This is a genomic window from Sodalis sp. RH20 (genome assembly GCF_047324205.1).
Classification (GTDB): Bacteria; Pseudomonadota; Gammaproteobacteria; order Enterobacterales; family Enterobacteriaceae; genus Acerihabitans.
On sequence record NZ_CP178733.1, the window covers coordinates 2,133,919 to 2,157,797 of the forward strand.

A 23,879-nucleotide genomic window follows, 5' to 3' on the forward strand; every position below is an offset into this window, starting at 1 on the left:
CAAAAAAAAAGCCAGCACCCAAGCTGGCTAAAATAATACTGGAAGCAATGTGAGCAATGTCGTGCTGACAACCGGCAAACGAGGCCTGTCGGTTGACAGCAAAACGATGATAATAGTTATCACTATCGTCTGTAAAGCATTTTGTTGATAATTATTCTCATTACCATACTATTATTGGGGTTCTTTTCGCCGCCTTGGCGCTTTTTAACCCGTTGCGTCAGCTATATTCGCGCCATGAATTGGGTGTCAAGGCAGAGTAAGGTAAACTGGGATCATTGCCCCATGAGATGTAAGTCGTATATGCGAATTAAATGGTTTTCCTGGCAGGCGTGTTTTGTGCCGGCATGGCGGCGCGCGTGGCGCCGGCATAGGGTGTCCCTGCGGTTACTGCCGTGGGCGCTCTTATTGACGCTGGGCGGCCAGTTCGCCGCGGCGGCGCCGCCGGATATACGTCAGAGCGGTTTTGTTTATTGCGTCAACGGACTGCTGAACACCTTTAATCCCCAGATGGCCAGCAGCGGATTAACGGTGGATACCCTTTCCGCCCAGCTCTACGATCGCCTGCTGGCCGTGGACCCCTACACCTACCGGCTGATACCGGAGCTGGCGCAAAGCTGGGAAGTGCTGGATAACGGCGCCACCTATCGCTTCCACCTGCGCAAAAACGTGCCCTTCCAGCATACCGCCTGGTTTACCCCGACCCGCGTGCTGAACGCCGACGACGTGGTATTCAGCTTTGCGCGCATGTTCGACCAGCGCCATCCTTATCATGACATCAACGGCGGCGCTTATCCCTACTTCGACAGCCTGCAGTTCCCCGACTCGGTGCACAGCGTGGTGAAGCTGGATAACGATACGGTGGAGTTCCGCCTGAACGCGCCGGACGCCTCGTTCCTGTGGCATATCGCCACCCACTACGCCCCGGTGCTGTCACAGGAGTACGCCGAACAGCTGAGCAAAGCCGGCCGCCAGGAGCAAATCGACCGCCAGCCGGTGGGCACCGGTCCTTTTATGCTGAACGAATACCGGGCGGGCCAGTATATTCGCCTGGTACGCAACGACCATTACTGGAAAGGGCTGCCGCGCATGGCGCAGGTGGTCATCGACCTGGGGGCCGGCGGCATCGGCCGGTTGTCTAAACTGTTAACCGGCGAATGCGACGTGCTGGCGTATCCGGCCGCCAGCCAGCTGACCATCCTGCGCGACGATCCGCGCCTGCGCCTGACGCTGCGCCCGGGGATGAATATCGCCTACCTGGCGTTCAACACCGCCAAACCGCCGCTGGACGATGCGCGGGTGCGCCATGCCATCGCGCTGTCCATCAACAACCAGCGCCTGATGCAATCGATTTATTACGGCACCGCGGAGACCGCGGCCTCGATTTTGCCCCGCGCCTCCTGGGCTTACGACAACGATGCCAAGGTGACTGAATATGACCCGGATAAGGCGCGCGCGATCCTGCGCTCCCTGGGCAAAGAGCGCCTGGAGATGAGTTTATGGGTGCCGACCGCCTCGCAGTCCTATAACCCCAGTCCGCTGAAAACCGCCGAGCTGATCCAGGCCGATTTGGCGCAGGTAGGCATTACGCTTACCATCGTGCCGGTGGAGGGCCGGTTCCAGGAAGCGCGGCTGATGGCCAACAATCATGACCTGACCCTGGCCGGCTGGTCTACCGACAGTAACGATCCGGACAGTTTCTTCCGGCCGCTGCTCAGTTGCGCCGCCATTCGCTCCCAAACCAACTACGCGCACTGGTGCCAGCCGCAGTTTGATAATTTGCTGCGCGCGGCGCTGCTGTCGCAGCAACTGTCGGGACGGATGGACACCTATCGCAACGTGCAGAAAATGCTGGAGCAGGAGCTGCCGGTGCTGCCGCTGGCGTCTTCACTGCGCCTGCAGGCTTATCGCTATGATATCAAGGGACTGGTGCTCAGCCCCTTCGGCAACGCTTCCTTTGCCGGGGTATACCGGGAAGATAACGAGGAAAAGAAACCATGATTATCTTTACCCTGCGCCGGCTGGTGCTGCTGCTGATCACCCTGATCCTGCTGACGCTGGTCGCCTTCAGCCTGAGCTATTTTACCCCGCACGCGCCGCTTGGCGGCGCGGCGCTGACCGACGCCTATCTCTATTATTTCAACAGCCTGCTGCACGGGAATTTCGGCGTGTCGAGCATTAACGGCCAGCCCATCGGCGAACAGCTGCGCGACGTGTTCCCGGCGACGCTTGAGCTGTGCATCCTGGCGTTTATCCTGGCGCTGATGGTGGGTATTCCGCTCGGCATTATCGCCGGCGTAACGCGTAATAAATGGCAGGATGCGGGCATCAGCGTTTTCGCGCTCCTGGGTCTGTCGATGCCGGTGTTCTGGCTGGCCCTGCTGCTGACGCTGTTTTTTGCCCTGCACCTTGGCTGGCTGCCGGTTTCCGGGCGTTACGACCTGCTTTACCAGGTCAGGCCGGTCACCGGTTTCGCCCTGCTCGACGCGTGGCTGTCCGATTCCCCCTACCGCCATGAAATGCTGACCAGCGCCCTGCGGCACATGGTCTTGCCTATCACCGCCCTGGCGGTGGCGCCCACCACCGAGGTCATCCGGCTGATGCGAGTCAGCACCGCCGACGTGTTCGGCAGCAATTATGTCAAAGCGGCGGCGACCCGCGGGCTGACCCTGTTCACCATTATTCGCCGCCACGTCCTGCATAACGCGCTGCCGCCGATTATTCCCAAGCTGGGCCTGCAGTTTTCCACCATGCTGACCCTGGCGATGATAACCGAGGTGGTATTCAGCTGGCCGGGTCTTGGGCGCTGGCTGGTCAACGCCATCCGCCAGCAGGATTACGCCGCCATCTCGGCCGGGGTGATGGTGGTGGGGACGCTGGTTATCTGCGTCAATGTGCTGGCCGACGTGGTAGGCGCGCTGGCGAACCCGCTGCGCCATAAGGAATGGTATGCTCTCAGATAATATTTACCGCGAAAAACGCATGCCCAGCCCGCTGCGCCATATCTGGCGCATATTTTATCATGACGCCCTGTCGATGATCGGCTTCTATGGGTTTCTCGCCCTGCTGTTATTATGCCTGTTTGGTACGGTGGCGGCGCCCTACGCGCTCGATCAGCAGTTTCTCGGCTACCAACTGCTGCCGCCGTCCTGGTCGCGTTATGGCGATGTGTCGTTTTTCCTCGGCACCGATGACCTGGGGCGCGACGTGTTAAGCCGTCTGCTGACCGGCACCGCGCCCACCTTCGGCTCGGCGCTGGTGGTGACCATCGCCGCCTCGGTATTTGGCGTCACGCTCGGCGTGCTGGCGGGCATCACCCGCGGCCTGCGCTCGGCGGTGCTCAATCATGTGCTGGACACCTTGCTGTCGATTCCTTCGCTGCTGCTGGCCATCGTGGTGGTGGCGTTTCTCGGCCCCAGGCTGGAGCATGCGATGCTGGCGGTATGGCTGGCCCTGTTGCCGCGCGTCGTGCGCACGGTCTATGACGCGGTGCATGACGAACTGGACAAGGAGTACGTGCTGGCGGTGCGCATCGACGGCGCGTCGATGATGCATATCCTGCGCTACGCGGTGCTGCCGAATATCGCCAGCGTCCTGGTATCTGAATTTACCCGCTGCCTGTCGATGGCGATACTCGATATCGCCGCGCTGGGATTTCTCGACCTCGGCGCCCAACTGCCCTCCCCGGAATGGGGCGCGATGATGGGCGATACCCTGGAACTGGTCTATGTCGCCCCCTGGACGGTGATGCTGCCGGGCGGCGCCATCATGGCCAGCGTGCTGATCGTCAATATCGTGGGCGACGGTCTGCGCCGCGCCATGATCTCGGGGGTGGAATAATGCCGTTACTGGATATCCGTAATTTAACCATTGAATTCATGACCGCCGAAGGGCCGGTCAAAGCCGTCGACCGGGTGAGTTTTACCCTGACGGAGGGCGAGGTGCGCGGCCTGGTGGGCGAGTCCGGCTCCGGCAAGAGCCTGATTGCCAAAGCCATCTGCGGCGTCACCAAGGATAACTGGCGCGTCACGGCGGACCGGTTCCGTTTTGACGATATCGACCTGTTGCAGTTGACGCCGCGCCAGCGCCGGCGGCTGGTCGGACATAACGTCTCGATGATTTTCCAGGAGCCGCAGTCCTGCCTCGACCCCTCGGAAACCATTGGCCGCCAGCTGAGCCAGGCCGTACCGGGCTGGACCTATAAAGGCACCTGGTGGCGACGGCCCGGCTGGCGCAAACGCCGCGCCATCGAGCTGCTGCACCGGGTCGGCATCAAGGATCACAAGGATATCATGGGCAGCTACCCCTACGAGCTGACGGAGGGGGAATGCCAGAAGGTCATGATCGCCATCGCCCTGGCCAACCAGCCCAGGCTGCTGATTGCCGACGAGCCGACCAACGCCATGGAGCCCACCACCCAGGCGCAGATATTCCGCCTGCTGGCGGGGCTGAACCAGAATAACAACACCACCATCCTGCTGATAAGCCATGATATTCAGATGATGAGCAAATGGGCCAACCGGATCAACGTGCTGTACTGCGGCCAGACGGTGGAAAGCGCCACCTGCGAGGAGCTGATCGCCGCGCCGCATCATCCCTATACCCAGGCGCTGATGCGCGCCATCCCCGATTTCGGCCGCTCCATGCCGCCTAAAAGCCGGCTGAACACCCTGCCCGGCGGCATACCGTCCCTGGAAAACCTGCCCATCGGCTGCCGCCTGGGGCCGCGCTGTCCCTACGCCCAGAAAACCTGTATCCAAATGCCGCCCCTGGTGCCGGTGAAAAACCATTGGTTCGCCTGCCATTTTCCGCTCAACATGGAGGGGCAATAAGCATGGAAACCCTGCTGGAAGCGCGCAACCTGACTAAAACCTTCCGCTATCGCACCGGACTCTTTACCCGCCATCAGGTCGAGGCGGTTAAACCCATCAGCTTTATCCTGCGCGAGGGCCAGACGCTGGCGATTATCGGCGAAAACGGCTCCGGAAAATCGACGCTTGCCAAAATGCTGGCCGGCACGCTGGCGCCCACCGCCGGCGAGCTGTTTATCGACGATCACCCCCTGACCTTCGGCGATTACCGCTACCGCAGCCAACGCATCCGTATGATTTTCCAGGACGCCAGCAACGCCCTCAATCCCCGGCAGCGTATCGGGCAACTGCTTGACGTGCCGCTGCGGCTGAATACCGATCTTCCCGCGTCCGAGCGCGAGCGCGCCATAGACAAAACCCTGCGCCAGGTTGGTCTGCGTCCCGATCACGCGTTTTATTACCCGCATATGCTGGCGCCGGGGCAAAAACAGCGCGTTGGCCTGGCGCGGGCGCTGATCCTGCAGCCTAAGGTTATCGTGGCGGACGAGGCCCTGGCTTCGCTTGATATGTCGATGCGCTCGCAAATCATCAACCTGATGCTGGAACTGCAGGCCAAACACGGCATCGCCTATATTTATGTTACCCAGCATCTGGGTATGATGAAGCATATCAGCGACCAGATTATGGTGATGCAAAACGGCGAGGTGGTGGAACGCGGCAATACCGCCGATGTTTTGGCCGCGCCGCTCCATGACCTGACCAAACGCCTGATAACCAGCCATTTCGGCGAAGCGCTGACCGCCGACGCCTGGCGGCGCGACGGGGTTATCGCCTGATCGCGCACCTGGCCTGCGCACGCCGGGGCGCGTCACGTCACGCTGGCACCGGCGGGGTCTACACCTCCCCCGGCGATATATGTTACACTTCGCCGGTTTATCAACGTCGAAACGCAGCGTCGCCGGCGTCATGCCATAAAGACGCGGCGCGCGCATGTAATAATGATCACAAGGATTAATGCTATGGGTTTTCTTACCGGTAAGCGCATTCTGGTCACTGGCGTGGCCAGCACCCGTTCTATCGCATTCGGTATCGCTCAGGCGATGCACCGTGAAGGCGCCGAACTGGCGTTCACTTACCAGAACGACAAGCTGAAGTCGCGGGTGGAAGGTTTTGCCGCCGAACTCGGCTCCAGCATCGTACTGCCCTGCGACGTGGCCGAAGACGCCAGCATCGAGGCGCTGTTTGCCGAGCTGGCCAACGTATGGCCAAATTTTGACGGTTTTGTGCACGCCATCGCCTTTGCCCCCGGCGACCAGCTGGACGGCGACTATGTCAACGCCGTCACCCGCGAAGGCTTCGCCATCGCCCACGATATCAGTTCCTACAGCTTTGTCGCCATGGCGAAAGCCTGCCGCCCTATGCTGAACCCGAATTCCGCGCTGGTGACCCTCACCTACCTGGGTGCCGAACGCGCCATTCCCAACTACAACGTCATGGGACTGGCCAAGGCATCCCTGGAAGCCAACACCCGTTATATGGCCAATGCCATGGGCCCGCAGGGCATCCGCGTCAACGCCATATCCGCCGGCCCCATCCGCACCCTCGCGGCATCCGGCATTAAAAACTTCAAGAAAATGCTGGCCCACTGCGAATCGGTCACGCCGATCCGCCGCGTGGTCACCATTGAGGACGTGGGCAATACCGCCGCGTTCCTGTGCTCCGATCTCTCCTCAGGCATCACCGGTGAAGTGATCCACGTGGACGGCGGTTTCAGCATCGCCGCCATGGGCGAACTCGACGCCGAATAAAACCAGGCCCATTCTATGGCATGGCATGCCGTAAGGTTTGTGTCGCCTCGTGCGAGGGGTCGCGGGCGGCGTGCTTGTAAGGTTTATGTCGCCCCGGCGAGGGTTTCGCGGGCGGCGTGCTTGTAAGGTTTATGTCGCCCCGGCGAGGGTTTCGCTTGCCATGCGTTGAGCTGTATATGTAACGCCGGGTGCCGGCAAGCGACAAGGCGGCCGTTTCGCGGCGGCCTCCTTGACCTCCGCGCGCCCGGCAGGTCGCGCGTCGCTGCGCGATGCCTTCCGTCACCCATGCCCCCGTTATGCACCGGCCCGGTTTGCGCTCCCAGCGCAACCGGGCCTTTCGCCGCTCCCGGCGGCTCATGCCGGGGTCACAGGCAACGTCAGCGCGCTTTATGCCGGGACCTGCGTCGCTGTTGGCAATGCACATTAAGAAGCGATAGCAGCGCTGTTGCTTAGGATCGGATCGGGCGTCAAGATACGGTTAACTATTATGAAAGGCCATTGGCATAGCGAAATATCAGGCCCACAAGTGAGACATAAATATTCACCTCATAGCACTCAGCACCCACCTCTTAGTTCTTAGTTCTTAGTTCTTAGTTCTTAGTTCTTAGCTATTGGATATTGGCATTTAGCCGTTGGGAATTAATATTCTGCCCCTGGCGATTGGGTAAAATCAGAACTGTTTTTTCCCGGTAGGTGCATACCCCATATAACCTCAAAGCGCTATTTTGCCAACAGGCGATGGTGTTGTGCCGGCATAGAGTGCGCCGGCAGCGCACATCTCGGCTGGATAAGCCGCCGGGAGCGGCGAAAGCCCGGTTGCGCCGGGAGCGCTACCGGGCGGTCCAATAGCCGGGATACGGCGCTGCCGGGGACCGCGCAGCGGCGCACGATCTGCCGGACGCGGGAAAATCAAAAAGGGTGGCGCGCACCACCCTTTTTGTCGCTTGCCGGCACCCGGCGATATATAGATCAACCGAACGCATGGCAAGCGAAATCCTCACCTGACTACCATAAAGCCCGGCCGCAAGCCGCCAGCGAAATCCTCGCCTGACTACCATAAAGCCCGGCCGCAAGCCGCCAGCGACACCCCCACCACCGTGCCCTAATTGCGTTGCGCCAGCCACTCCCGCGCAAACTCAAACAACGTCCTCGCCAGCGGCGTCGCCCGCCCGGCCTCCGTAATCACAATCGCGCTCTGGCGCTTCATCGCCGGCAGGCTTATCAGGGCCGAACGCAACTCAGGCGTCATCCCCGGCAACAAATGCCCGCGCGGCATCATCCCGCAGCCCAAGCCGGCGAACACCCCCTGCAACAACTGGAAAATCGACGCGCTCTCCAGCCGGATATGCGGCCGCAGCCCGCCGGCGCGAAAATGCTCGTCAAGATAACGCCGGAAATAACGACTCGGCTCGGCCAAACACAATGGCAACGCCGCCACCTCCGCAAGCGTCAGGGTACGCCCCTCGGCCAACTGCGGAAAATGCCGTGGATGGAATACCAGCTCAACGCCGCGATCGGCAATGGCGGCCACCTGATAATGCAGCTCGGCCAGCAGCCCCAGTTCAAAAAAACCGATCCCAATATCCACGCTATGATTGGTCAGCGCCTCCAGCAACGGATCGGCGCTCAGCACCGTCACCTGGAACTCCAGCGCGGGATACTTCAGACGCGCATCATACAGCAGCTGCGCCAGCGGAATACCGCACTGCGGCACGATACCGATACGCAACGTCCCCTCCAGCCCCTGCTTAAGAGACTCCACGTCCAGCTTCAGCCCCTGGTACACCGACACGATTTCCCGCGCCCATGTCAGCACCCGCTCCCCCTCGGCGGTAAAGCCCTGAAAACTGTTGCCGCGGTGGATCAGGGCCACGCCCAATTCACGCTCCAGATTTTTCAGACGGGCGGACAGCGTGGGCTGGCTGACAAAACTGGCCTCGGCGGCGCGGCCGAAATGGCGTTCACGCTCAAGGTTACATAAATAGATAAGCTGTTTAATATCCATAGATTCTGACTGGCGGGGGCGCAGGAAACCAGTATAACATCATCGCGCCCGATGCCATGCCGGAACAGGCCGCGCCGGCGGCCCGCCTCCGGCAATAGCACCGGACGGCCCTCAGGTATTCACGCCCAGCGAGGTCTTGACGTCCTGGGCGATTTTTTCCACCTGCGGCCCATAAATAACCTGGACATCGTTAGCGCTGACGCGCTTCACGCCGCTGGCGCCGGTCAGCATCAGCGTGCGGTCGATCACCAGGCGCATATCCTTCACCCGCACCCGCAGACGGGTAAAACAACAATCGACGTCAGCGATGTTCGGCTGGCCGCCCAAGCCGGTGATAATATTCCCGGCGCGCTCATCGGCGCTCACCGCCTTACGCGCCGGTTCCTCCACTTCCTCGGCCTCGCGTCCCGGCGTTTCCACCCGCATGCGGATGATGACCAGCCGGAAAATATAATAATAAAGAGGAAAGTAGATTACCCCCAGCATCACCGGATACCACCAGTGGGTTTTCGCCCCGCCCAGAATGCCGAAAACCACCAGATCGATGGCGCCGCCCTGCACGTTGCCGATCATCACCTGCAGTATATCCATCAGCATAAACGACAGGCCGCTCAGCGCGGCGTGCAGCAAGTACAGCACTGGCGACACGAAGATAAAGCAAAACTCCAGCGGTTCGGTAATGCCGGTGGTGAACGACGCCAGCATGCCCGCCATCATCAGCGCCTTGACGCGTTTTTTATGTTCGGGACGTGCGCAGTGATACATCGCCAGGGCCGCGCCGGGCAGGCCGAACATCATTACCGGGATCTTGCCCTGCGCCAGGAAACGGGTGGCGTCGCGCACCACCTGATCGCTCAGCAGCCCGGGATGGGTCAGCGCGGTATTAAAGATATTCAGCGCGCCGACGATGGTCTGGTTATCCACCGTCGTCATGCCGCCGATGGGGGTAAAACGCACGGTCTCGTTAAGAATATGATGCAGGCCGGTCGGGATCAGCAGGCGTTCGCCGAAGCCATATAAGAACATACCGTACTGGCCGCTTTTGCCAATCAGCTGGCCGACCCAGGCAATGCCCGCGCCCACGGTGGGCCAGATAAACGACAGGCCGAGCCCCACCAGCGGCAACACCACCACCGTCACGATAGGTACAAACCGGCGGCCGCCGAAAAAACCGATCGCCGTCGGCAATACCTGGGTATAAAAACGATTATGCAGCGCCACGGTGATAAGCCCGGCGATCACCCCGCCCAACACGCTCATGTTATAGGTAAAAATACCCAGCATCGGAATAAATTCGGCGGAATAGACCAACGCCGCATTCTGGGCCATGCCGTGCGCGGTCAAGGCCGGCACCGTTGTGGTGGCGGCGGTCAGGCCCTGTGCCGCCAGGCTGGCGCTGACGCCGACATGCATGGCGATAAACCCGATCACGGCGGCGAACGCCGCGGTGGGTTTTTCCGCCTTGGCAAGGCCAATGGCGCTGGCCACGGCGAAAAACAGCGGCAGATTGGCGAACACGGCGCCCGCCACCTGGCGGATAAACCCGATAACCAGTTGCGGATAATGCAGATTGGCGAACGCCTCGCCGGTAACCGCCGGATTCTGCATTGCCGCCGCCAGCCCGAGGAAAATACCGGCGGCGGCGATAACCGAAATCGGCATCATTAACGCTTTGCCAAATCCGTGGATTTGGCTGGCTAGGTCTTTCATACGGGGTAATCTCGTTGTGTCATCAAGAGGTTAATTATGCGTCAACCTGCGCCGCCGTCAGCCCGCAACGCGGCCCGATGAGCGGAATTTAGAGCGGGATCACAAATAACCACCCCCTGACCGCCCCCGCGATCGCCATAGTTCCGCTCTATGCTGCGATAACCGCATTCGATTAGACGCAACATACCGAACCGCTTAAACTTAACTTCATAAGAGCAAGGCGTTAAAGATTATTTAACATTCAGCCCGTATCATTCACCTGCGAATACCCATAATGAAATTTAAACCTGCGATAAAACCCTATACCGGCGCCGCGGGCGGCTGGGGCTCCCTGGAAGCCACCACCCGTTATGTCTTCGACAGTAAACAAGCCTTTAAAAATATCCGTAACCTGTTGCGGGTCAATAAATCCAAAGGGTTCGACTGTCCCGGCTGCGCCTGGGGCGACGACAATACCAGTACCTTCAGTTTTTGTGAAAACGGCGCCAAGGCGGTCAGTTGGGAAGCCACGCGCAAAGGGCTGGACGCGGCTTTTTTTGCCCAACACAGTGTCAGCGCCCTGTATCGGCAAAGCGATTATTTCCTCGAATACCAGGGCCGGCTGACCCAGCCGCTGCGTTACGATGCCCAGACCGATCGTTACGCGCCGGTAAGCTGGGAAGACGCGTTTGCCCTGATAGCGCAGCATCTGCGCGCACTGGACCATCCCAATCAGCTGGAGCTTTACACCTCCGGGCGCGCCAGTAATGAAGCCTCCTATCTTTACCAGCTGTTCGGCCGCATGTTCGGCACCAACAATTTTCCCGACTGCTCCAATATGTGCCACGAGGCCAGCGGCACCGGCCTGAAACACAGTATCGGCGTCGGCAAGGGCACCATCCACCTCAATGACTTCGAGCAGGCGGACGCCATTTTTGTCTTTGGCCAGAATCCGGGCACCAACCATCCGCGCATGCTGCACAGCCTGCGCCACGCCGCCGACCGCGGCGCCAGTATCGTCACGTTCAATACCCTGCGCGAACGCGGCCTGGAACGCTTTGCCGACCCGCAAAACCCGTTGGAACTGCTGACGCCCAAATCAGGACGCATCAGCTCGCGCTATTTCCAGCCCAACCTGGGCGGTGATATGGCGGCGGTGCGCGGCATGGTCAAGGCATTGCTGGAAACCCATCGCCGGCGCCTGGCGGACAACCAGCCGGGGCTGTTTGCCGCTGACTTTATCCAGGCGCATACCCAGGGTGTAGAAGCCTACCTGGCGGCGGTGGACGCCACCACGTGGGAGCACATTACCCGCCAGTCCGGCCTGAGTGAACAGCAGTTGCGGGAAGCGGCGGACATCTACCGCCGGGCCGAACGGGTGATCTGCACCTGGGCGATGGGCGTGACCCAGCATAAACATTCGGTGGCCACCGTACGGGAAATCGTCAACCTGCAGCTGTTGTTCGGCCAGTTGGGCAAGCCGGGTGCCGGCCTGTGCCCGGTACGCGGCCACAGCAATGTGCAGGGCAACCGCACCATGGGCATTGATGAAAAGCCCTCCGCCGCCATGCTCGACAGCCTGGCGGCGCATTTTGACTTCACGCCGCCGCGCGCGCCCGGCCACAGCACCGTCGAGGCGCTGGAAGCCATGCTGCGCGGCGAAATTAGGGTGCTGATTGCGCTCGGCGGCAACCTGGCGGCGGCGGCGCCCGATACCGCGCGCACCGAGCAGGCGATCCGGCGCTGCGCCCTGACGGTGCATATCGCCACCAAACTCAACCGCAGCCATCTGATTACCGGCGCCGACGCGCTGATCCTGCCGACCCTGGGCCGTACCGAACGGGATATGCAGGCCACCGGCAGCCAGTACGTCACGGTGGAAGATTCCTTTAGCATGGTGCATGCCTCGGAAGGGGTAAACCCGCCGATCTCCGGGCTGCAGCGCTCGGAAACCGCCATTGTCGCCGGCATCGCCCACGCGGTACTCGGCGGCGAAAAACTCGACTGGCCGCGGCTGGCGGGCGATTATAATCTGATCCGCGATCATATCGAGGCCACCCTGCCCGGGTTTGCCGATTTTAACCGCCGCTGCGAACAACCGGGGGGCTTTTACCTGGGCAACGCCGCCGCCGAACTGCGTTTCAACACTCCCGACGGCAAGGCGCATTTCAGCGCCGCCGCACTGCCGGACACGCTGTTCCCGCAAATCGGCGCACGGACGGCGCCTTTTACCTTACAGACCCTGCGTTCGCACGACCAGTACAACACCACCATTTACGGTATGGACGATCGTTATCGCGGCGTTTACGGCCAGCGGGACGTGGTGTTTGTCAATCCGGAGGATCTGGCGACGCTGGGACTGGCCGACGGCGACCGGGTGGATATCGAAACGCTATGGCACGACGGCGTCGACCGTAAAGTCTGCGGATTCAAGGCGATAAGCTACGATATCCCGCGCGGCAACCTCGCCGCCTATTATCCCGAAACCAATCCGCTGGTGCCGCTGTCAAGCTTTGGCGACGGCACCCATACCCCGACCTCCAAATCGGTGCCGGTGCGTTTGGTACGCAGCCCGGTGGCCGCCGACGCGCGCATTATTTAATCCCGTTTTCGCCGCTCAACCCGCCCGCCGTCCGCGCGGGCGGCTTTTTTCATCGGCAAGCGGGTGGTTATACTTGCCGCCGCCGGCCGATTCGCGTAAAACTGTCTGCCGTTATTGAAGCCTTTTTACCTTCTTATTTCTGGACATTATGTTTCAAGATAACCCGCTGCTCGCACAGCTAAAACAGCAACTTCACTCTCAGACGCCGCGTGTCGAAGGCGTGGTCAAAGGCACTGAGAAAGGGTTTGGCTTCCTTGAAGTCGATGCTCAAAAAAGCTATTTCATTCCGCCGCCGTTCATGAAAAAAGTCATGCACGGCGATCGGATCACCGCCACTGTGCGCTCTGAAAAAGACCGGGAAATTGTCGAGCCGGAAGAACTGGTGGAGCCGTTCCTGTCGCGCTTTGTCGGCCGCGTCCAGCTCAAGGACGACCGCCTGTCCATCGTGCCGAACCATCCGCTGATCCGTGAAGTCATCCCCTGCCGACCGGTGCGCGGCGTGGAGCATGCGTTCCAGACCGGCGATTGGGCGGTGGCGGAAATGCGCCGCCACCCGCTTAAGGGCGACCGGCAATTTTATGCCGAGATCACCCAACTGGTGACCGTCGGCGACGACCATTTCGCCCCCTGGTGGGTCACCCTCGCCCGGCATAACCTGGAGCGCGAGGCGCCGCCGATGCCCGCAGGGCTGGTGCTGGACGACGACAACCTGCCGCGCGAAGATTTAACCGCGCTGGATTTTATCACCATCGACAGCGCCAGCACCGAAGATATGGATGACGCGCTGTACGTCGAGGCGGGCGAAGGCGACGCGCTGGTGATGACTATCGCCATCGCCGATCCGACGGCCTATGTCAAGGCCGATAGCAAGCTTGACCTGATTGCCCGGGAACGCGCGTTCACCAATTATCTGCCGGGATTCAATATCCCGATGCTGCCGCGCGATCTGTCCGATAATGTCTGTTCGCTGCGTCCCAACGAACGCCGTCCCGTGCTGGCCTGCCGCGTGGTCATTAACGGCGATGGCTCGCTTGGCGACGAACCGCGCTTTTTTGCCGCCTGGATCGAATCCAAGGGCAAGCTGGCCTATGACGATGTCTCCGACTGGCTGGAAGCGGAAGGCAACAGCGCATGGCAGCCCGGCAATCCGGCCATCGCCGGACAGCTCCGGTTGCTGCAGCGCGCCTGTCTGGCCCGCGCCGCCTGGCGCCAGGCCCATGCGCTGGTCTTCAAGGATCGTCCCGATTATCGTTTTATCCTTGATGGTAAAGGCGACGTATTGTCCATACAGATTGAACCGCGGCGCATCGCCAACCGCATGGTCGAGGAAGCGATGATCGCCGCCAACGTCTGCGCCGCGCGCGTGCTGCGCGACGGCCTGGGTTATGGTGTGTACAACGTGCATAACGGCTTTGACGAGACCCTGGTGGAGCAGGCGGTGGCGATCCTTGCCGCCAATGATGTCGAGGCCGACGCCGCCACCCTGCTGACGCTGCCGGGCTTTTGCGCCCTGCGCCGCCGGCTGGACGCCATGCCGACCTCCTACCTTGACAGCCGCGTGCGCCGTTTCCAGACCTACGCGGAAATCAGCACCGAACCCGGCCCGCATTTCGGCCTGGGGCTGGACGCCTATGCCACCTGGACATCGCCTATCCGTAAATACGGCGATATGATCAACCATCGCCTGCTAAAGGCGTTGATAAGCCAGGGCAGCGCCGCGCGGCCGTCGGAAGAGATTACCGTGCAGATGTCCGAACGCCGCCGGTTAAACCGCATGGCGGAGCGCGATGTGGGCGACTGGCTCTATGCCCGCTACCTGGCGGATAAAGCCGGCGGCGATACCCACTATAGCGCTGAAATCATCGATGTCTCGCGCGGCGGCATGCGCGTGCGGCTTATTGAGAACGGCGCGGTGGCGTTTATCCCGGCGCCCTTTATCCACAGCGTGCGCGATGAACTGGTGTGCAGCCAGGAAACCGGCACCGTGCAGGTAAAGGGCGAGGAGCGCTACCGCCAGGGAGACACCATTGAGGTGACCGTGGCGGAAGTGCGCCAGGAAACCCGTTCGGTGATAGCCCGCCCGGTTTGATGGCGTAATAATTCAGGGAGGCTTACGCCTCCCCGGTTGGTTTGATAAACAGATGGGACGGGCAGTATTTGCCGTTAGATGTCAGTGATCCAGCCATGCATGGCGGGAGCGATCCAGTCACCCGTGTCGTTATTTTTTTGCGTCCATCTACCCATAGGATGTTCCACGCGGCCACCCTTACCATTTTCATCTGCAATCCATTTACCAAACGGGTCCTCTATTTTCCCAAAAATATCAGTCTTAATGAATTTCCTGACACTGTGAAAACCATTTTTGGGGTCTTGCTGTAAATTAGCAGGTATAAGATCACCCGGTTTTTCATTGTTCAGATATAGGAAAAGTAATAGGGGTCCCGTAAAACTTAAAGTACCTGTATATCTCACCAGCGCTCGTTCCCGCTTAAGGCCCCATGTGATATTCGCAAAATCGGCATCATCGCTGAATAAATTTCTATTATAATTACTCAATGCTTCCAGTCGTTTATTTTTCTCTGTTTCATCTAACAGATTTAATGCTTCTAACTTGGCTGATCCATTCAATTTTTCTTGCGTACGTAAAACTTCCCTAACTTTTATTTGTGCGGTTAGACTGTTGTCGCCAGAATAACCACTCCAAAAATGCTTAAAAAAATCCATGAATTTTGTTTTATTAGGTCCCAATGTAAACTCTTTGCCTGTGTAAACAGCTTTTATTGCTTCCAAGAGAAAATCGATATCCTTGGCGTCTTTAAGGGCAGCAATAACACCGTTGATTACACCCACCTCAAAATCGTCATCAGACGTAGTCACACTATCATATTTGAAGAGTGAATCTACCGCAGGTTGCCCAAACTGATTATCAATTAATATGTCGCCCAAAGATTCGCTCAAAGCAATGTCAACATCCATATAGATACCGCCAAAATCCCTGAGTACGGACAAGCGCAAAACATCAGACGCCGCTGCGTAATTCTTATAGGGGGTATCCGCGCATTCTCTTAAAATTATAGCTTCAAGTTCATAGGGTGCCGAGTACCTCAAAATCTCAACACGAGCAAAGATCGCTGATGTTAATCCGACGGTCATCAGTTCCGAGTGCGTGCGCTTAGGATTATCAACCCATAGCTTAATGACATAATCAGGATTTAAGTCTACATTTCGTACAAGATTTATCATCGCTTCATAAGGAAAAGGTGCGTCACCCAACCAAATATGATGGATAATTTTTGGGATAACAAAACAGAGTGGATTGTTACTAAGGTCAAGATGTTGCAGCGAACCTGCGGATTGTGGTTTTATTTTAATGAAGTTATCCGCTAAATATAACTCTTCCAATGATGATCCCGACGCAATTGCGGGAAACGTCATAAGCCTGTTATGGCTGGCTTTAAGTATCTTCAATGTATCTGGAAAAGAAGGCAATGTTTTCAGTACATTATTACCGACATTGAGCTCTTCGATATGCGGTGGTAAAACCGGCAGACTGGTTAAGTTAAGACCGCTTAAATTCAACTTCACGCTGCCCGTCTCGATGCAGTTTTTTATTATGTCAGCCGCTATATCGCGACGTTCCCCAAAGCCGTTCCGGGCTTCACTTTTCCACAGGTTCAGTGCCTGATAATAATCGCCCTTCTCGCCAAAATCAGTGCTTTCATGCCGTAATGGAAATAATTCATTGGAGATATATGATAAGGTAATCAACTTTTTTATCCATAAAAAAATAAAAAGAAAAAAGTCCATTAAAAATCGGCTTTCTGTTTATGATAAAAGAATGCAGGTAATAAATAATGTTACTCTTACTATACTTGCGCAGTAGATTTAAAATCCGGCAGATAATAACAAAATCCATCACGAATATTTCAATATAATATAAACAAGGTGGATTTAAGTACCTGGGTTTTATTCTCAAACCGACACTCGCACCACCCGGCTAAACGGAATGTGGGCGACTCGCCTGCGCCTGTATACGGCTAACACCGGAAAAAACGTTGTCGTATCTCCGGCATTTTATTTTGCCCCATAAGCAAAAACCCCTACTCGTTGGGTGTCCAACTTTCGGGGTTCACTTCACCTGCGGGGATTTTTATTTGCTACTGCTCATCGTCAGCGTTATCTTTCGGCGGCATTGGATTTCAGCGCGGCCTGCGCGGCCAGTTCTTCATCCATCAGGCTGACATGGCCTTTTCTCACGCGTTTGGAATACAGCGCGGTGATAATCGGCACGAGTATTGAGGTAACAATCACCGAGGTGGCCACCAGCGCGGTTGCCGCCGGCGCCATCGGCTTAAAGGCCGGCACCATTTCGGCAATCAGCACCGGCGTGGCCACCGCGGCCCCGGCGGAACTGGAGGCGGCAATACCCGCGGTACCGTCGCCGCCGCCGATAAACTTATCGGCCAGGATCAGCGGAATACCGGTGATGATAATCACCGAAACGCCCAGCAGCACGCCCAGCAGGCCGGTTTGCGCGATGACGTTCAGGTTAATGGTATTGCCGAGTGCGAAGGCGAAGAACGGGATCAGCGTCTGCACCGCTTTGCTGAAGAAATCCCGCAGCTCCGGGTCCAGGTTGCCCAGGGCAAACCCAATCAGGAACGGCAGCACCGCGCCGACGAACACATGCGGCTCGAAAGAAGCGATACCGGCGGTGCCCAAAATAATCATGGTCATCAACGGGCCGGATTCCAGCGACATCAGGACAAATGCCCCCGACTCTTCCTTAGTGCCGTATTGCTGCATTATGGAGGCGTACAGCCCGCCATTGGTCATATCCATGGAGGCGACCAGCGCCAGGGTGGATAAGCCGGCAAAGAAGCCGATTTCCACGCCGTTGGCCGGCAGTAAACGTGACGCTACCGCGGCGACCACCCAGGCAACGGCGATTTTGGTTACCACCAGCGTACCGGATTTACGCAAAACGGTGCCGGTGGCGCTGAGTTTAATTGACGCTCCCATGCAGAAAAACCACACCGCCAGAATAGGCACGGTGCCGGAGATCAGGCCGTTGGTAAATGATCCGAAATATTTACCCGCGTCCGGGGCAAAAGTATGACATAACGCGCCGATAAATAACGGCACGAGCATCATACCACCAGGGATTTTGTCAATTGCACGTTTGATTTGCATCGTGATTCCACCTAAGTTCGAAGTATTCCCATGAGTCGTAGGGCGCCGTTCCGTGGCCATGCCCCATTCATTGACGGGGTCAGTTGAGCGTTAAAGTAACCGGTTACATCCTGTAATACAGTGATCTGGAGCATAAAATGAAACAATGTTTCTTTTTTAAAAGAAGATCATTTTAATTGAATGGATATAAGGTTTCAAAATGAGATGAAGATCACGTTTCCGCCATCGTTCTGGTAAAGATAACTATCTGCCAGCCGGCGCGGCAAGGCGTTGCGCCTGGTGGCGCGGGTTTCCCGGGCTAAGTGTAGACAACGGCGCGGCGCTGCGCATCAATAACACCAGGGAGGGGAAAGCATGACACCTGACAAAAAGCCTGAGGAGAGTATTTAGCCGAAGTGAAAAATAATGCGGATTATATACGTATATAAAACAATAATTATTATATTAATTAATTTAAATACAATAATGATAACACCCACTCCGCCAATGGTTAATTAATCACCAGGGACCAAGCGGGTGTCGTAAAGCAGGGCTATTGACCGTAATAGGCATTCTTGCCATGTTTACGCAGATAATGCTTATCCAGTAATTCCGGCTGCATGGCCGGCAGTTGCGGCGTCAACTGACGCGAGAAAATACCCATATAGGCCACCTCCTCCAACACCACGGCGTTATGCACCGCCGTATCAGCATCTTTGCCCCAGGCGAACGGACCGTGGGAGTTGACCAGCACGGCCGGGATGGCGGTGGGTTCGATGGCGCGCGTTTTAAACGTTTCGACAATCACGCGGCCGGTTTCCCATTCATAACGTCCCTGGATTTCCGCCTCCGTCATCAAACGGGTGCAGGGGATGGCGCCATAAAAATAATCCGCATGGGTGGTGCCCCAGGCGGGGATATCCAGGCCGGACTGGGCCCAGATGGTGGCATGGCGGGAGTGGGTATGGACAATGCCGCCGATGCCGGCGAACTCAAGATAAAGCACCCGGTGGGTATCGGTGTCCGATGACGGCTTTTTGCCGCCTTCGACCACGCGCCCGGTCTCCAGCTCCACCACCACCATATCGTCGCGGGTCATGGCTTCATAACCGACGCCGGAGGGTTTGATCACCATTAGCCCCTGCCCGCGATCGACCGCGCTGACATTGCCCCAGGTGAAGGTCACCAGATGATGGCGCGGCAAAGCCAGATTGGCCGCCAGAACCTGTTCTTTTAATTCGTTAAGCATTGTGTTGTCCTCAGAAACGCCATGAGGACATTGTCCCGGCAGCCGGACGCCACCGGTATGGTCAAAACGGCTGAAGATCCGGTTGTCTTCTGCTATTGCCCCGTTTTAGCGTGCCCTGACCGGTCCGCTTTCGGCCCCGTCATAGCGAATGACTTTATTTATAGCAATACAAGCTAAACAACCGAGTCGGTACTATAATAAATACTTATTATTGACACCTATGGAGAAGTTGACGATGACGAATAATTCAACAAAACGTATTGCCGCCGCAGTATTAGCGGTCACCCTCGCCTTGTCGCTAAGTTCCTGCTCAAACTGGTCAAAACGTGACCGTAACACCGCCATCGGCGCGGGCGCCGGCGCCCTGGGCGGCGCGGTGCTCACCAATGGCAGCGGACTGGGCACGGTAGGCGGCGCCGCGGTCGGCGGTATTATCGGCCATCAGGTTCATTAATACCCTCACGGACGGGTAAAGCTTCATCCCCCATTGAGGGACGCGTTCCCGGCGCCGTCGGCGCCGGTATGACCGCCGTAGTCAGGCGCGCGTGCTTGGCGTGCCCCTCGCCACCCGCCGGCATCACATGCCGCCGCGCATCACCGTCATCCGCCGATGCTAGCCTCCGGCCAGTTTTACCTTCAGTCCCTTCGCTTCCAGCAATTGTTTTAACAACTCCCGCTTATCGCCCTGGATTTCGATAACCCCTTGTTTAACCGCGCCGCCGCAGCCGCATTTTTTCTTCAGCTCGGCGGCAAGCAGGGCCAGGGCGTTATCGTCCCCCGCAAGCCCGGTGATCAGGCAAACGCCCTTGCCTTTCCTGCCGCTGGTCTGGCGCTGGATACGTACGATACCGTCCCCGGCGGGGCGCGGAGCGGTCTGTGGCGGGTCGTCGATGCGCCCGCGGTCGGTGGAATAAACCAACCGGCTGTTGTCGTCCATCAGGCTTCTCCCGTTTGCAATTGGCGTAAAATGGCCTGCAGCGCGGCGGCCGGATCGGCGGCCTGGGTTATGGGGCGGCCGATGACCATATAATCCACCCCGGCGCGCCGGGCCTGCAGTGGCGTCATGATGCGCCGCTGATCGGAGGCGTCGCTGCCCTGCGGGCGTATGCCCGGCGTCACCAGGCGAAAATCGCGGCCGAAACGGGCTTTAAACGCCGCCGCCTCCATGGCCGAACAAACCACACCGTCCAGATGGCAGCGTTGCGTCAGCTCGGCCAGGCGCCCGGCATAGTCGGCGGCGGTATAAGGAATGCCCAGGCCGGCCAGATCCGCATCGGCCATGCTGGTCAGCACGGTGACGGCGATAAGCAGCGGCGCCTGGTCGCCATAGGGCGCAAGCGCCGCTTTGGCCGCGCTCATCATGCGTTCGCCGCCGCAGGCGTGGACATTTACCATCCACACGCCGAGCTCCGCCGCCGCCGCCACTGCCTTGGCCACGGTATTGGGGATGTCATGAAATTTCAGGTCGAGAAAAACATCAAATCCCCGGCGCCGCAGTTCACGCACCAGCTCGGGGCCAAACCGGGTAAACATTTCCTTGCCGATTTTCAGGCGGCACTCGTGGGGGGAAACCTGGTCGGCAAAGGAGAGCGCCTGCCTACGGTCGGCATAATCCAGGGCGACGATCACCGGCGAGGGGGTTGATATAAGATCGCTTGTCATGACGAGAACCTTTAATAATGCCTTAGCGGGGCAGCCTTGATTTATGGCGATATGTTACCTGCCGCCGGGGCAAATGCCTAGCCGTCAGCCGGCTTATTGCTCGTCGAGGCCGCGAATCGGCTTGATGGAGGCCCAGGATTTACAGGAAGGGCAATGCCAGTAAAGGCTGTGGGAGGTAAAACCGCATTTTATGCAGCGATAGCGGGGTTTGGTGCGGATTTGCTCGCCGACCATATCGCGCAGCACCTGCAGGCTCTCCTTGGCCCGGCCGTCTTCCGCCTCGTTAAGATGGAAATCCATCAAGCGGTGGAACATGCGCATGGTGGGGTGCTCGCGCAGCTGTTGGTTGATATAGATCTGGGTGACCTCGGTGCCATCGTTTTGCTCAATGACGTCGGCCAGCAGCAGCTCAGCCGCCGCGCCGGTATTGAGCTCGACGCAGCGCCGCAGGTAATCGGCCCAGGCCTGCGGCTGATCCAGATGCTGGTAGCAGGTCTGGAGGATCGGCAGGGTTTCGCTGACCATCTCTTTATCCTGATCCAGCACCCGTTGCAATACGGCCACCGCCGCCGGGTAATCCTCCCGCGCCATGAAAATACGCGCCATCATGATGGACACCCGCGCACAGTTCTTATCGGCCGCCGCGCCTTTTTTCAGCAACGCCATGGCTTTGTCCAGATCGTCGCTGCCCATGGCCTGCAGGGCCAGTTCGCAATAAAAATGGGCAACTTCGATGCGCTGGTGATCCTTACCCAGCTTGACCAGCTTTTCGGCCGTTTCTATGGCTTTGGTCCATTCGCTGGTGGCCTGGTAGATTTGCAGTAGTTGCTGCAAGGCGCCGGTGCGGAAATCCTCTTCCTCGATAAGCTGGTTGAACATTTCCTCGGCGCGATCGTAAAAACCCGCCGCCATGTAATCCCGGCCCAGTTGCTGGATGGCCAGCAGGCGCTGTTCAAAACTCAGGGCGGTACTTTCCATCAACGCCTGGTGAATACGGATGGCGCGATCCACTTCGCCGCGCGAGCGGAACAGGTTGCCCAGCGTCAGATGGGCCTCCACGGCGTTACTGTCTTCCTTGAGCATATCCAGGAACAGGTCCACCGCCTTATCCTGCTGGTTGGACAGCAGGAAATTGACCCCGGCGACATATTCGCGCGACAGGCGGTTGGCATCCTGTTGTTTATCCTGCTGCGCGCTCCTGCGCCCCATGTACCAGCCGTATGCGGCCGCCACGGGCAACAACAGAAACAGCAGCTCAAGCATAACCGGTTATTCCTTCGCGGCTGTGGGTACGGTCGTGGCGATGTCGGCGCCGGCCGCCGGCCGCTGCTCCAGACGCTTGATTTTGCGATCGGCGCGCAACAAGGCCAGACGCACGCGCAGGTAAAACAGGCCGCAGATCACCCAGCCGAGGATAAATCCCATCGCAAACAGGACCGTCAGCAACGTAGATACCCGGTATTGCCCCTGGGCCAGTAAATAATTAAAGGTAACGACCTGATCGTTATGGGCTCCAAAGGTGAAAGAAATAATAAAAATCACCAGAACCAGCAAAAATATCAGAGCATATTTCACATTTTTTCCCGCAAACCACGTTATTCGGATGGGCCGCGTCCATAAACCGGCGCCAAGATGGTATAAATTAGCATTTCCCGCGTTACGAAGGAAATGCTGTAGACAACATAACGGCATTATCTGTTGCCGACCTTCCTGGAAACCGTCTGCGCCTGCCCGATTCATGAAGCCGGTCTTAAAACTATAGGTGCCGCCGGCAGAAAACCCAACCGCAAGATCATGCACAGCTTGTTATTTATTCAGTTATGCATAAAAATGTAAGCATGAAAGGGACCCGTTGGAGAACGCCGCATGTCCAGACAAGACGAACAGCGTTTATTGGTTAAAATTGCGACGTTATATTACACGGAAAATAAAAAACAGGCGGATATCGCCGCCGCCCTCCATTTGTCGCAATCCTTCGTTTCCCGCGCCATCACCCGCTGCATCAAGGACGGCGTGGTGAAAATCAGCGTGGTGCAACCGCCGAATATGTTTATGGGCCTGGAGTCGGCCATCCAGCAGCGCTACGGCATCGACCAGGCCATCGTGGTGGATGTGCCCGATAACGCCGGGGCGCAGCAAATCAAGCAGGCCATCGGTTCCGCCGCGGCGCATTATATGCAGACCAGCATCCGGCCGGACGACCTGGTGGGCATTTCGTCGTGGAGCAGCACGCTGCGGGAAATGGTGGACAACCTTCATCCTCTGGCGGTCAAGGCGAGCGGCGTTATCCAACTGCTGGGCGGTGTCGGCCCCAACGGCAACGTTCAGGCCACCCTGCTCACCCAGCTGTTGGCCGATCAGCTCAACTGCAAGGCCTATCTTTTGCCGGCGCAAAGTATCGAGCGCTCGGTGGAGGACCGTATGCGGCTGGTCAACAGTAGCGAGGTGGCGGATGTGGTGGCTAAGTTCGGCGAGGTGGACGTGGCGCTGGTCGGCATCGGCGCCCTGGAGCCGTCGCAGCTGTTGATGAATTCCGGCAACTATTATCACGAAAAGATGCTGCGCCTGCTGGCGGAGCGCGGCGCGGTGGGCGATATCTGCCTGCATTATTTCAACGCCCGGGGCGAGGCGGTGCTCGAGGACGACGAGGATCCTGTCATCGGCATGCCGCTGCCGCAGGTGCGGCAATGCTCGCGGGTGGTGGCGCTGGCCGGCGGACAGGAAAAGGTCGCCGCGATTAAGGGCGCGCTGGAAGGACGGTATATCGATGTGCTGATAACGGATCGCCTGGTGGCGGAACAGCTGGTATAGCCCGCGGGCGCGTCATTGCCCCGTGGCCCGATGTGTGTAAATATTCCCGGTAACTTTCTGTTGTGGTGCCGCC

At 58.3% G+C, this 23,879-nt stretch carries 19 protein-coding genes; 10 read left to right on the forward strand and 9 right to left on the reverse strand.

The features are described 5' to 3' along the window. Positions 1 to 378: 378 nt before the first annotated feature. The 6 genes from sapA (at position 379) to fabI (ending at position 6,616) form a co-directional block, all read left to right on the forward strand. A complete protein-coding gene (gene sapA / locus ACL2XM_RS09875) occupies positions 379 to 1,998 on the forward strand; it encodes an ABC transporter substrate-binding protein SapA (protein ID WP_410016552.1) in 1,620 nt (539 codons plus the stop codon). Further along, positions 1,995 to 2,960, forward strand: a complete 966-nt coding sequence (sapB, locus tag ACL2XM_RS09880; RefSeq protein ID WP_410015187.1) for a putrescine export ABC transporter permease SapB — start codon at positions 1,995 to 1,997, stop codon at positions 2,958 to 2,960. Before sapA ends, sapB begins: the two co-directional genes overlap by 4 nt. Further along, positions 2,947 to 3,837: a putrescine export ABC transporter permease SapC gene (gene sapC, locus ACL2XM_RS09885; protein ID WP_410015188.1), complete on the forward strand. Its 891-nt coding sequence runs from the start codon at positions 2,947 to 2,949 to the stop codon at positions 3,835 to 3,837. The genes sapB and sapC overlap by 14 nt, the downstream gene beginning before the upstream one ends. Beyond that, entirely contained in the window at positions 3,837 to 4,829 is a 993-nt protein-coding gene (sapD, locus tag ACL2XM_RS09890; RefSeq protein ID WP_410015189.1) for a putrescine export ABC transporter ATP-binding protein SapD, read from the forward strand. The genes sapC and sapD overlap by 1 nt, the downstream gene beginning before the upstream one ends. A 2-nt stretch (positions 4,830 to 4,831) precedes the next feature. Further along, entirely contained in the window at positions 4,832 to 5,644 is an 813-nt protein-coding gene (gene sapF / locus ACL2XM_RS09895; protein ID WP_410015190.1) for a putrescine export ABC transporter ATP-binding protein SapF, read from the forward strand. A 183-nt stretch (positions 5,645 to 5,827) separates the two neighbouring features. Continuing rightward, the gene (gene fabI / locus ACL2XM_RS09900) at positions 5,828 to 6,616 is read left to right on the forward strand and encodes an enoyl-ACP reductase FabI (protein ID WP_410015191.1); all 789 of its coding nucleotides are present in this window, start codon (positions 5,828 to 5,830) and stop codon (positions 6,614 to 6,616) included. Between the two features lie 1,102 nt (positions 6,617 to 7,718). Here fabI and ACL2XM_RS09905 read toward each other — a convergent pair. Next, positions 7,719 to 8,621, reverse strand: a complete 903-nt coding sequence (locus ACL2XM_RS09905) for a LysR family transcriptional regulator (RefSeq protein WP_410015192.1) — start codon at positions 8,619 to 8,621, stop codon at positions 7,719 to 7,721. 111 nt (positions 8,622 to 8,732) lie between these two features. Beyond that, entirely contained in the window at positions 8,733 to 10,331 is a 1,599-nt protein-coding gene (locus ACL2XM_RS09910) for a PTS transporter subunit EIIC (RefSeq protein ID WP_410015193.1), read from the reverse strand. Positions 10,332 to 10,605: 274 nt separating this feature from the next. On the opposite strand from ACL2XM_RS09910, the gene ACL2XM_RS09915 reads away from it, so the two are divergent. After that, entirely contained in the window at positions 10,606 to 12,912 is a 2,307-nt protein-coding gene (locus ACL2XM_RS09915) for an FdhF/YdeP family oxidoreductase (RefSeq protein ID WP_413728460.1), read from the forward strand. A 148-nt stretch (positions 12,913 to 13,060) separates the two neighbouring features. Next, complete coding sequence (locus ACL2XM_RS09920; RefSeq protein WP_413732823.1) at positions 13,061 to 15,001, forward strand: exoribonuclease II; 1,941 nt, start codon at positions 13,061 to 13,063, stop codon at positions 14,999 to 15,001. Positions 15,002 to 15,075: 74 nt separating this feature from the next. Here the strand turns inward: ACL2XM_RS09920 and ACL2XM_RS09925 are convergent, their stop codons facing one another. From ACL2XM_RS09925 to araD, 3 genes are all read right to left on the reverse strand, one after another. Beyond that, the gene (locus ACL2XM_RS09925) at positions 15,076 to 16,680 is read right to left on the reverse strand and encodes a TcdA/TcdB catalytic glycosyltransferase domain-containing protein (RefSeq protein ID WP_413732825.1); all 1,605 of its coding nucleotides are present in this window, start codon (positions 16,678 to 16,680) and stop codon (positions 15,076 to 15,078) included. A 408-nt stretch (positions 16,681 to 17,088) separates the two neighbouring features. Continuing rightward, positions 17,089 to 18,105: a 2-keto-3-deoxygluconate transporter gene (gene kdgT, locus ACL2XM_RS09930; RefSeq protein WP_410015197.1), complete on the reverse strand. Its 1,017-nt coding sequence runs from the start codon at positions 18,103 to 18,105 to the stop codon at positions 17,089 to 17,091. 532 nt (positions 18,106 to 18,637) lie between these two features. Continuing rightward, positions 18,638 to 19,333 carry an L-ribulose-5-phosphate 4-epimerase gene (gene araD, locus ACL2XM_RS09935; protein WP_410015198.1) on the reverse strand — a complete coding sequence of 232 codons (696 nt, stop codon included), beginning with the start codon at positions 19,331 to 19,333 and terminating at the stop codon, positions 18,638 to 18,640. Positions 19,334 to 19,568: 235 nt separating this feature from the next. Here araD and osmB point away from each other — a divergent pair, with 235 nt between their 5' ends. Then, a complete protein-coding gene (gene osmB / locus ACL2XM_RS09940; protein ID WP_410015199.1) occupies positions 19,569 to 19,787 on the forward strand; it encodes an osmotically-inducible lipoprotein OsmB in 219 nt (72 codons plus the stop codon). A gap of 159 nt (positions 19,788 to 19,946) precedes the next feature. On the opposite strand, the gene yciH is transcribed toward osmB, so the two are convergent. From yciH to ACL2XM_RS09960, 4 genes are all read right to left on the reverse strand, one after another. Beyond that, positions 19,947 to 20,273 carry a stress response translation initiation inhibitor YciH gene (gene yciH / locus ACL2XM_RS09945; protein WP_410016553.1) on the reverse strand — a complete coding sequence of 109 codons (327 nt, stop codon included), beginning with the start codon at positions 20,271 to 20,273 and terminating at the stop codon, positions 19,947 to 19,949. Further along, entirely contained in the window at positions 20,270 to 20,995 is a 726-nt protein-coding gene (gene pyrF / locus ACL2XM_RS09950) for an orotidine-5'-phosphate decarboxylase (protein WP_413732827.1), read from the reverse strand. Before pyrF ends, yciH begins: the two co-directional genes overlap by 4 nt. 93 nt (positions 20,996 to 21,088) lie before the next feature. Further along, a complete protein-coding gene (gene lapB, locus ACL2XM_RS09955; RefSeq protein ID WP_413732829.1) occupies positions 21,089 to 22,258 on the reverse strand; it encodes a lipopolysaccharide assembly protein LapB in 1,170 nt (389 codons plus the stop codon). A 6-nt stretch (positions 22,259 to 22,264) separates the two neighbouring features. Beyond that, positions 22,265 to 22,570, reverse strand: coding sequence for a LapA family protein (locus ACL2XM_RS09960; protein WP_410015202.1), 306 nt, complete (start codon positions 22,568 to 22,570; stop codon positions 22,265 to 22,267). 291 nt (positions 22,571 to 22,861) lie between these two features. Here ACL2XM_RS09960 and ACL2XM_RS09965 point away from each other — a divergent pair, with 291 nt between their 5' ends. Further along, on the forward strand, positions 22,862 to 23,806 hold the full coding sequence (locus ACL2XM_RS09965) for a sugar-binding transcriptional regulator (RefSeq protein ID WP_410015203.1): 945 nt from the start codon (positions 22,862 to 22,864) through the stop codon (positions 23,804 to 23,806). Positions 23,807 to 23,879 lie beyond the last annotated feature (73 nt).

Excerpts from the sequence above, each read along its gene's own strand:
- lapB (WP_413732829.1), bottom strand. The coding sequence starts at position 22,258 with ATGCTTGAGCTGCTGTTTCTGTTGTTGCCCGTGGCGGCCGCATACGGC.
- sapD (WP_410015189.1), top strand. The coding sequence starts at position 3,837 with ATGCCGTTACTGGATATCCGTAATTTAACCATTGAATTCATGACCGCC.
- ACL2XM_RS09965 (WP_410015203.1), top strand. The coding sequence starts at position 22,862 with ATGTCCAGACAAGACGAACAGCGTTTATTGGTTAAAATTGCGACGTTA.
- araD (WP_410015198.1), bottom strand. The coding sequence starts at position 19,333 with ATGCTTAACGAATTAAAAGAACAGGTTCTGGCGGCCAATCTGGCTTTG.
- ACL2XM_RS09905 (WP_410015192.1), bottom strand. The coding sequence starts at position 8,621 with ATGGATATTAAACAGCTTATCTATTTATGTAACCTTGAGCGTGAACGC.
- sapC (WP_410015188.1), top strand. The coding sequence starts at position 2,947 with ATGCTCTCAGATAATATTTACCGCGAAAAACGCATGCCCAGCCCGCTG.
- ACL2XM_RS09920 (WP_413732823.1), top strand. The coding sequence starts at position 13,061 with ATGTTTCAAGATAACCCGCTGCTCGCACAGCTAAAACAGCAACTTCAC.
- pyrF (WP_413732827.1), bottom strand. The coding sequence starts at position 20,995 with ATGACAAGCGATCTTATATCAACCCCCTCGCCGGTGATCGTCGCCCTG.
- sapF (WP_410015190.1), top strand. The coding sequence starts at position 4,832 with ATGGAAACCCTGCTGGAAGCGCGCAACCTGACTAAAACCTTCCGCTAT.
- fabI (WP_410015191.1), top strand. The coding sequence starts at position 5,828 with ATGGGTTTTCTTACCGGTAAGCGCATTCTGGTCACTGGCGTGGCCAGC.
- ACL2XM_RS09910 (WP_410015193.1), bottom strand. The coding sequence starts at position 10,331 with ATGAAAGACCTAGCCAGCCAAATCCACGGATTTGGCAAAGCGTTAATG.
- kdgT (WP_410015197.1), bottom strand. The coding sequence starts at position 18,105 with ATGCAAATCAAACGTGCAATTGACAAAATCCCTGGTGGTATGATGCTC.
- osmB (WP_410015199.1), top strand. The coding sequence starts at position 19,569 with ATGACGAATAATTCAACAAAACGTATTGCCGCCGCAGTATTAGCGGTC.
- ACL2XM_RS09915 (WP_413728460.1), top strand. The coding sequence starts at position 10,606 with ATGAAATTTAAACCTGCGATAAAACCCTATACCGGCGCCGCGGGCGGC.
- sapB (WP_410015187.1), top strand. The coding sequence starts at position 1,995 with ATGATTATCTTTACCCTGCGCCGGCTGGTGCTGCTGCTGATCACCCTG.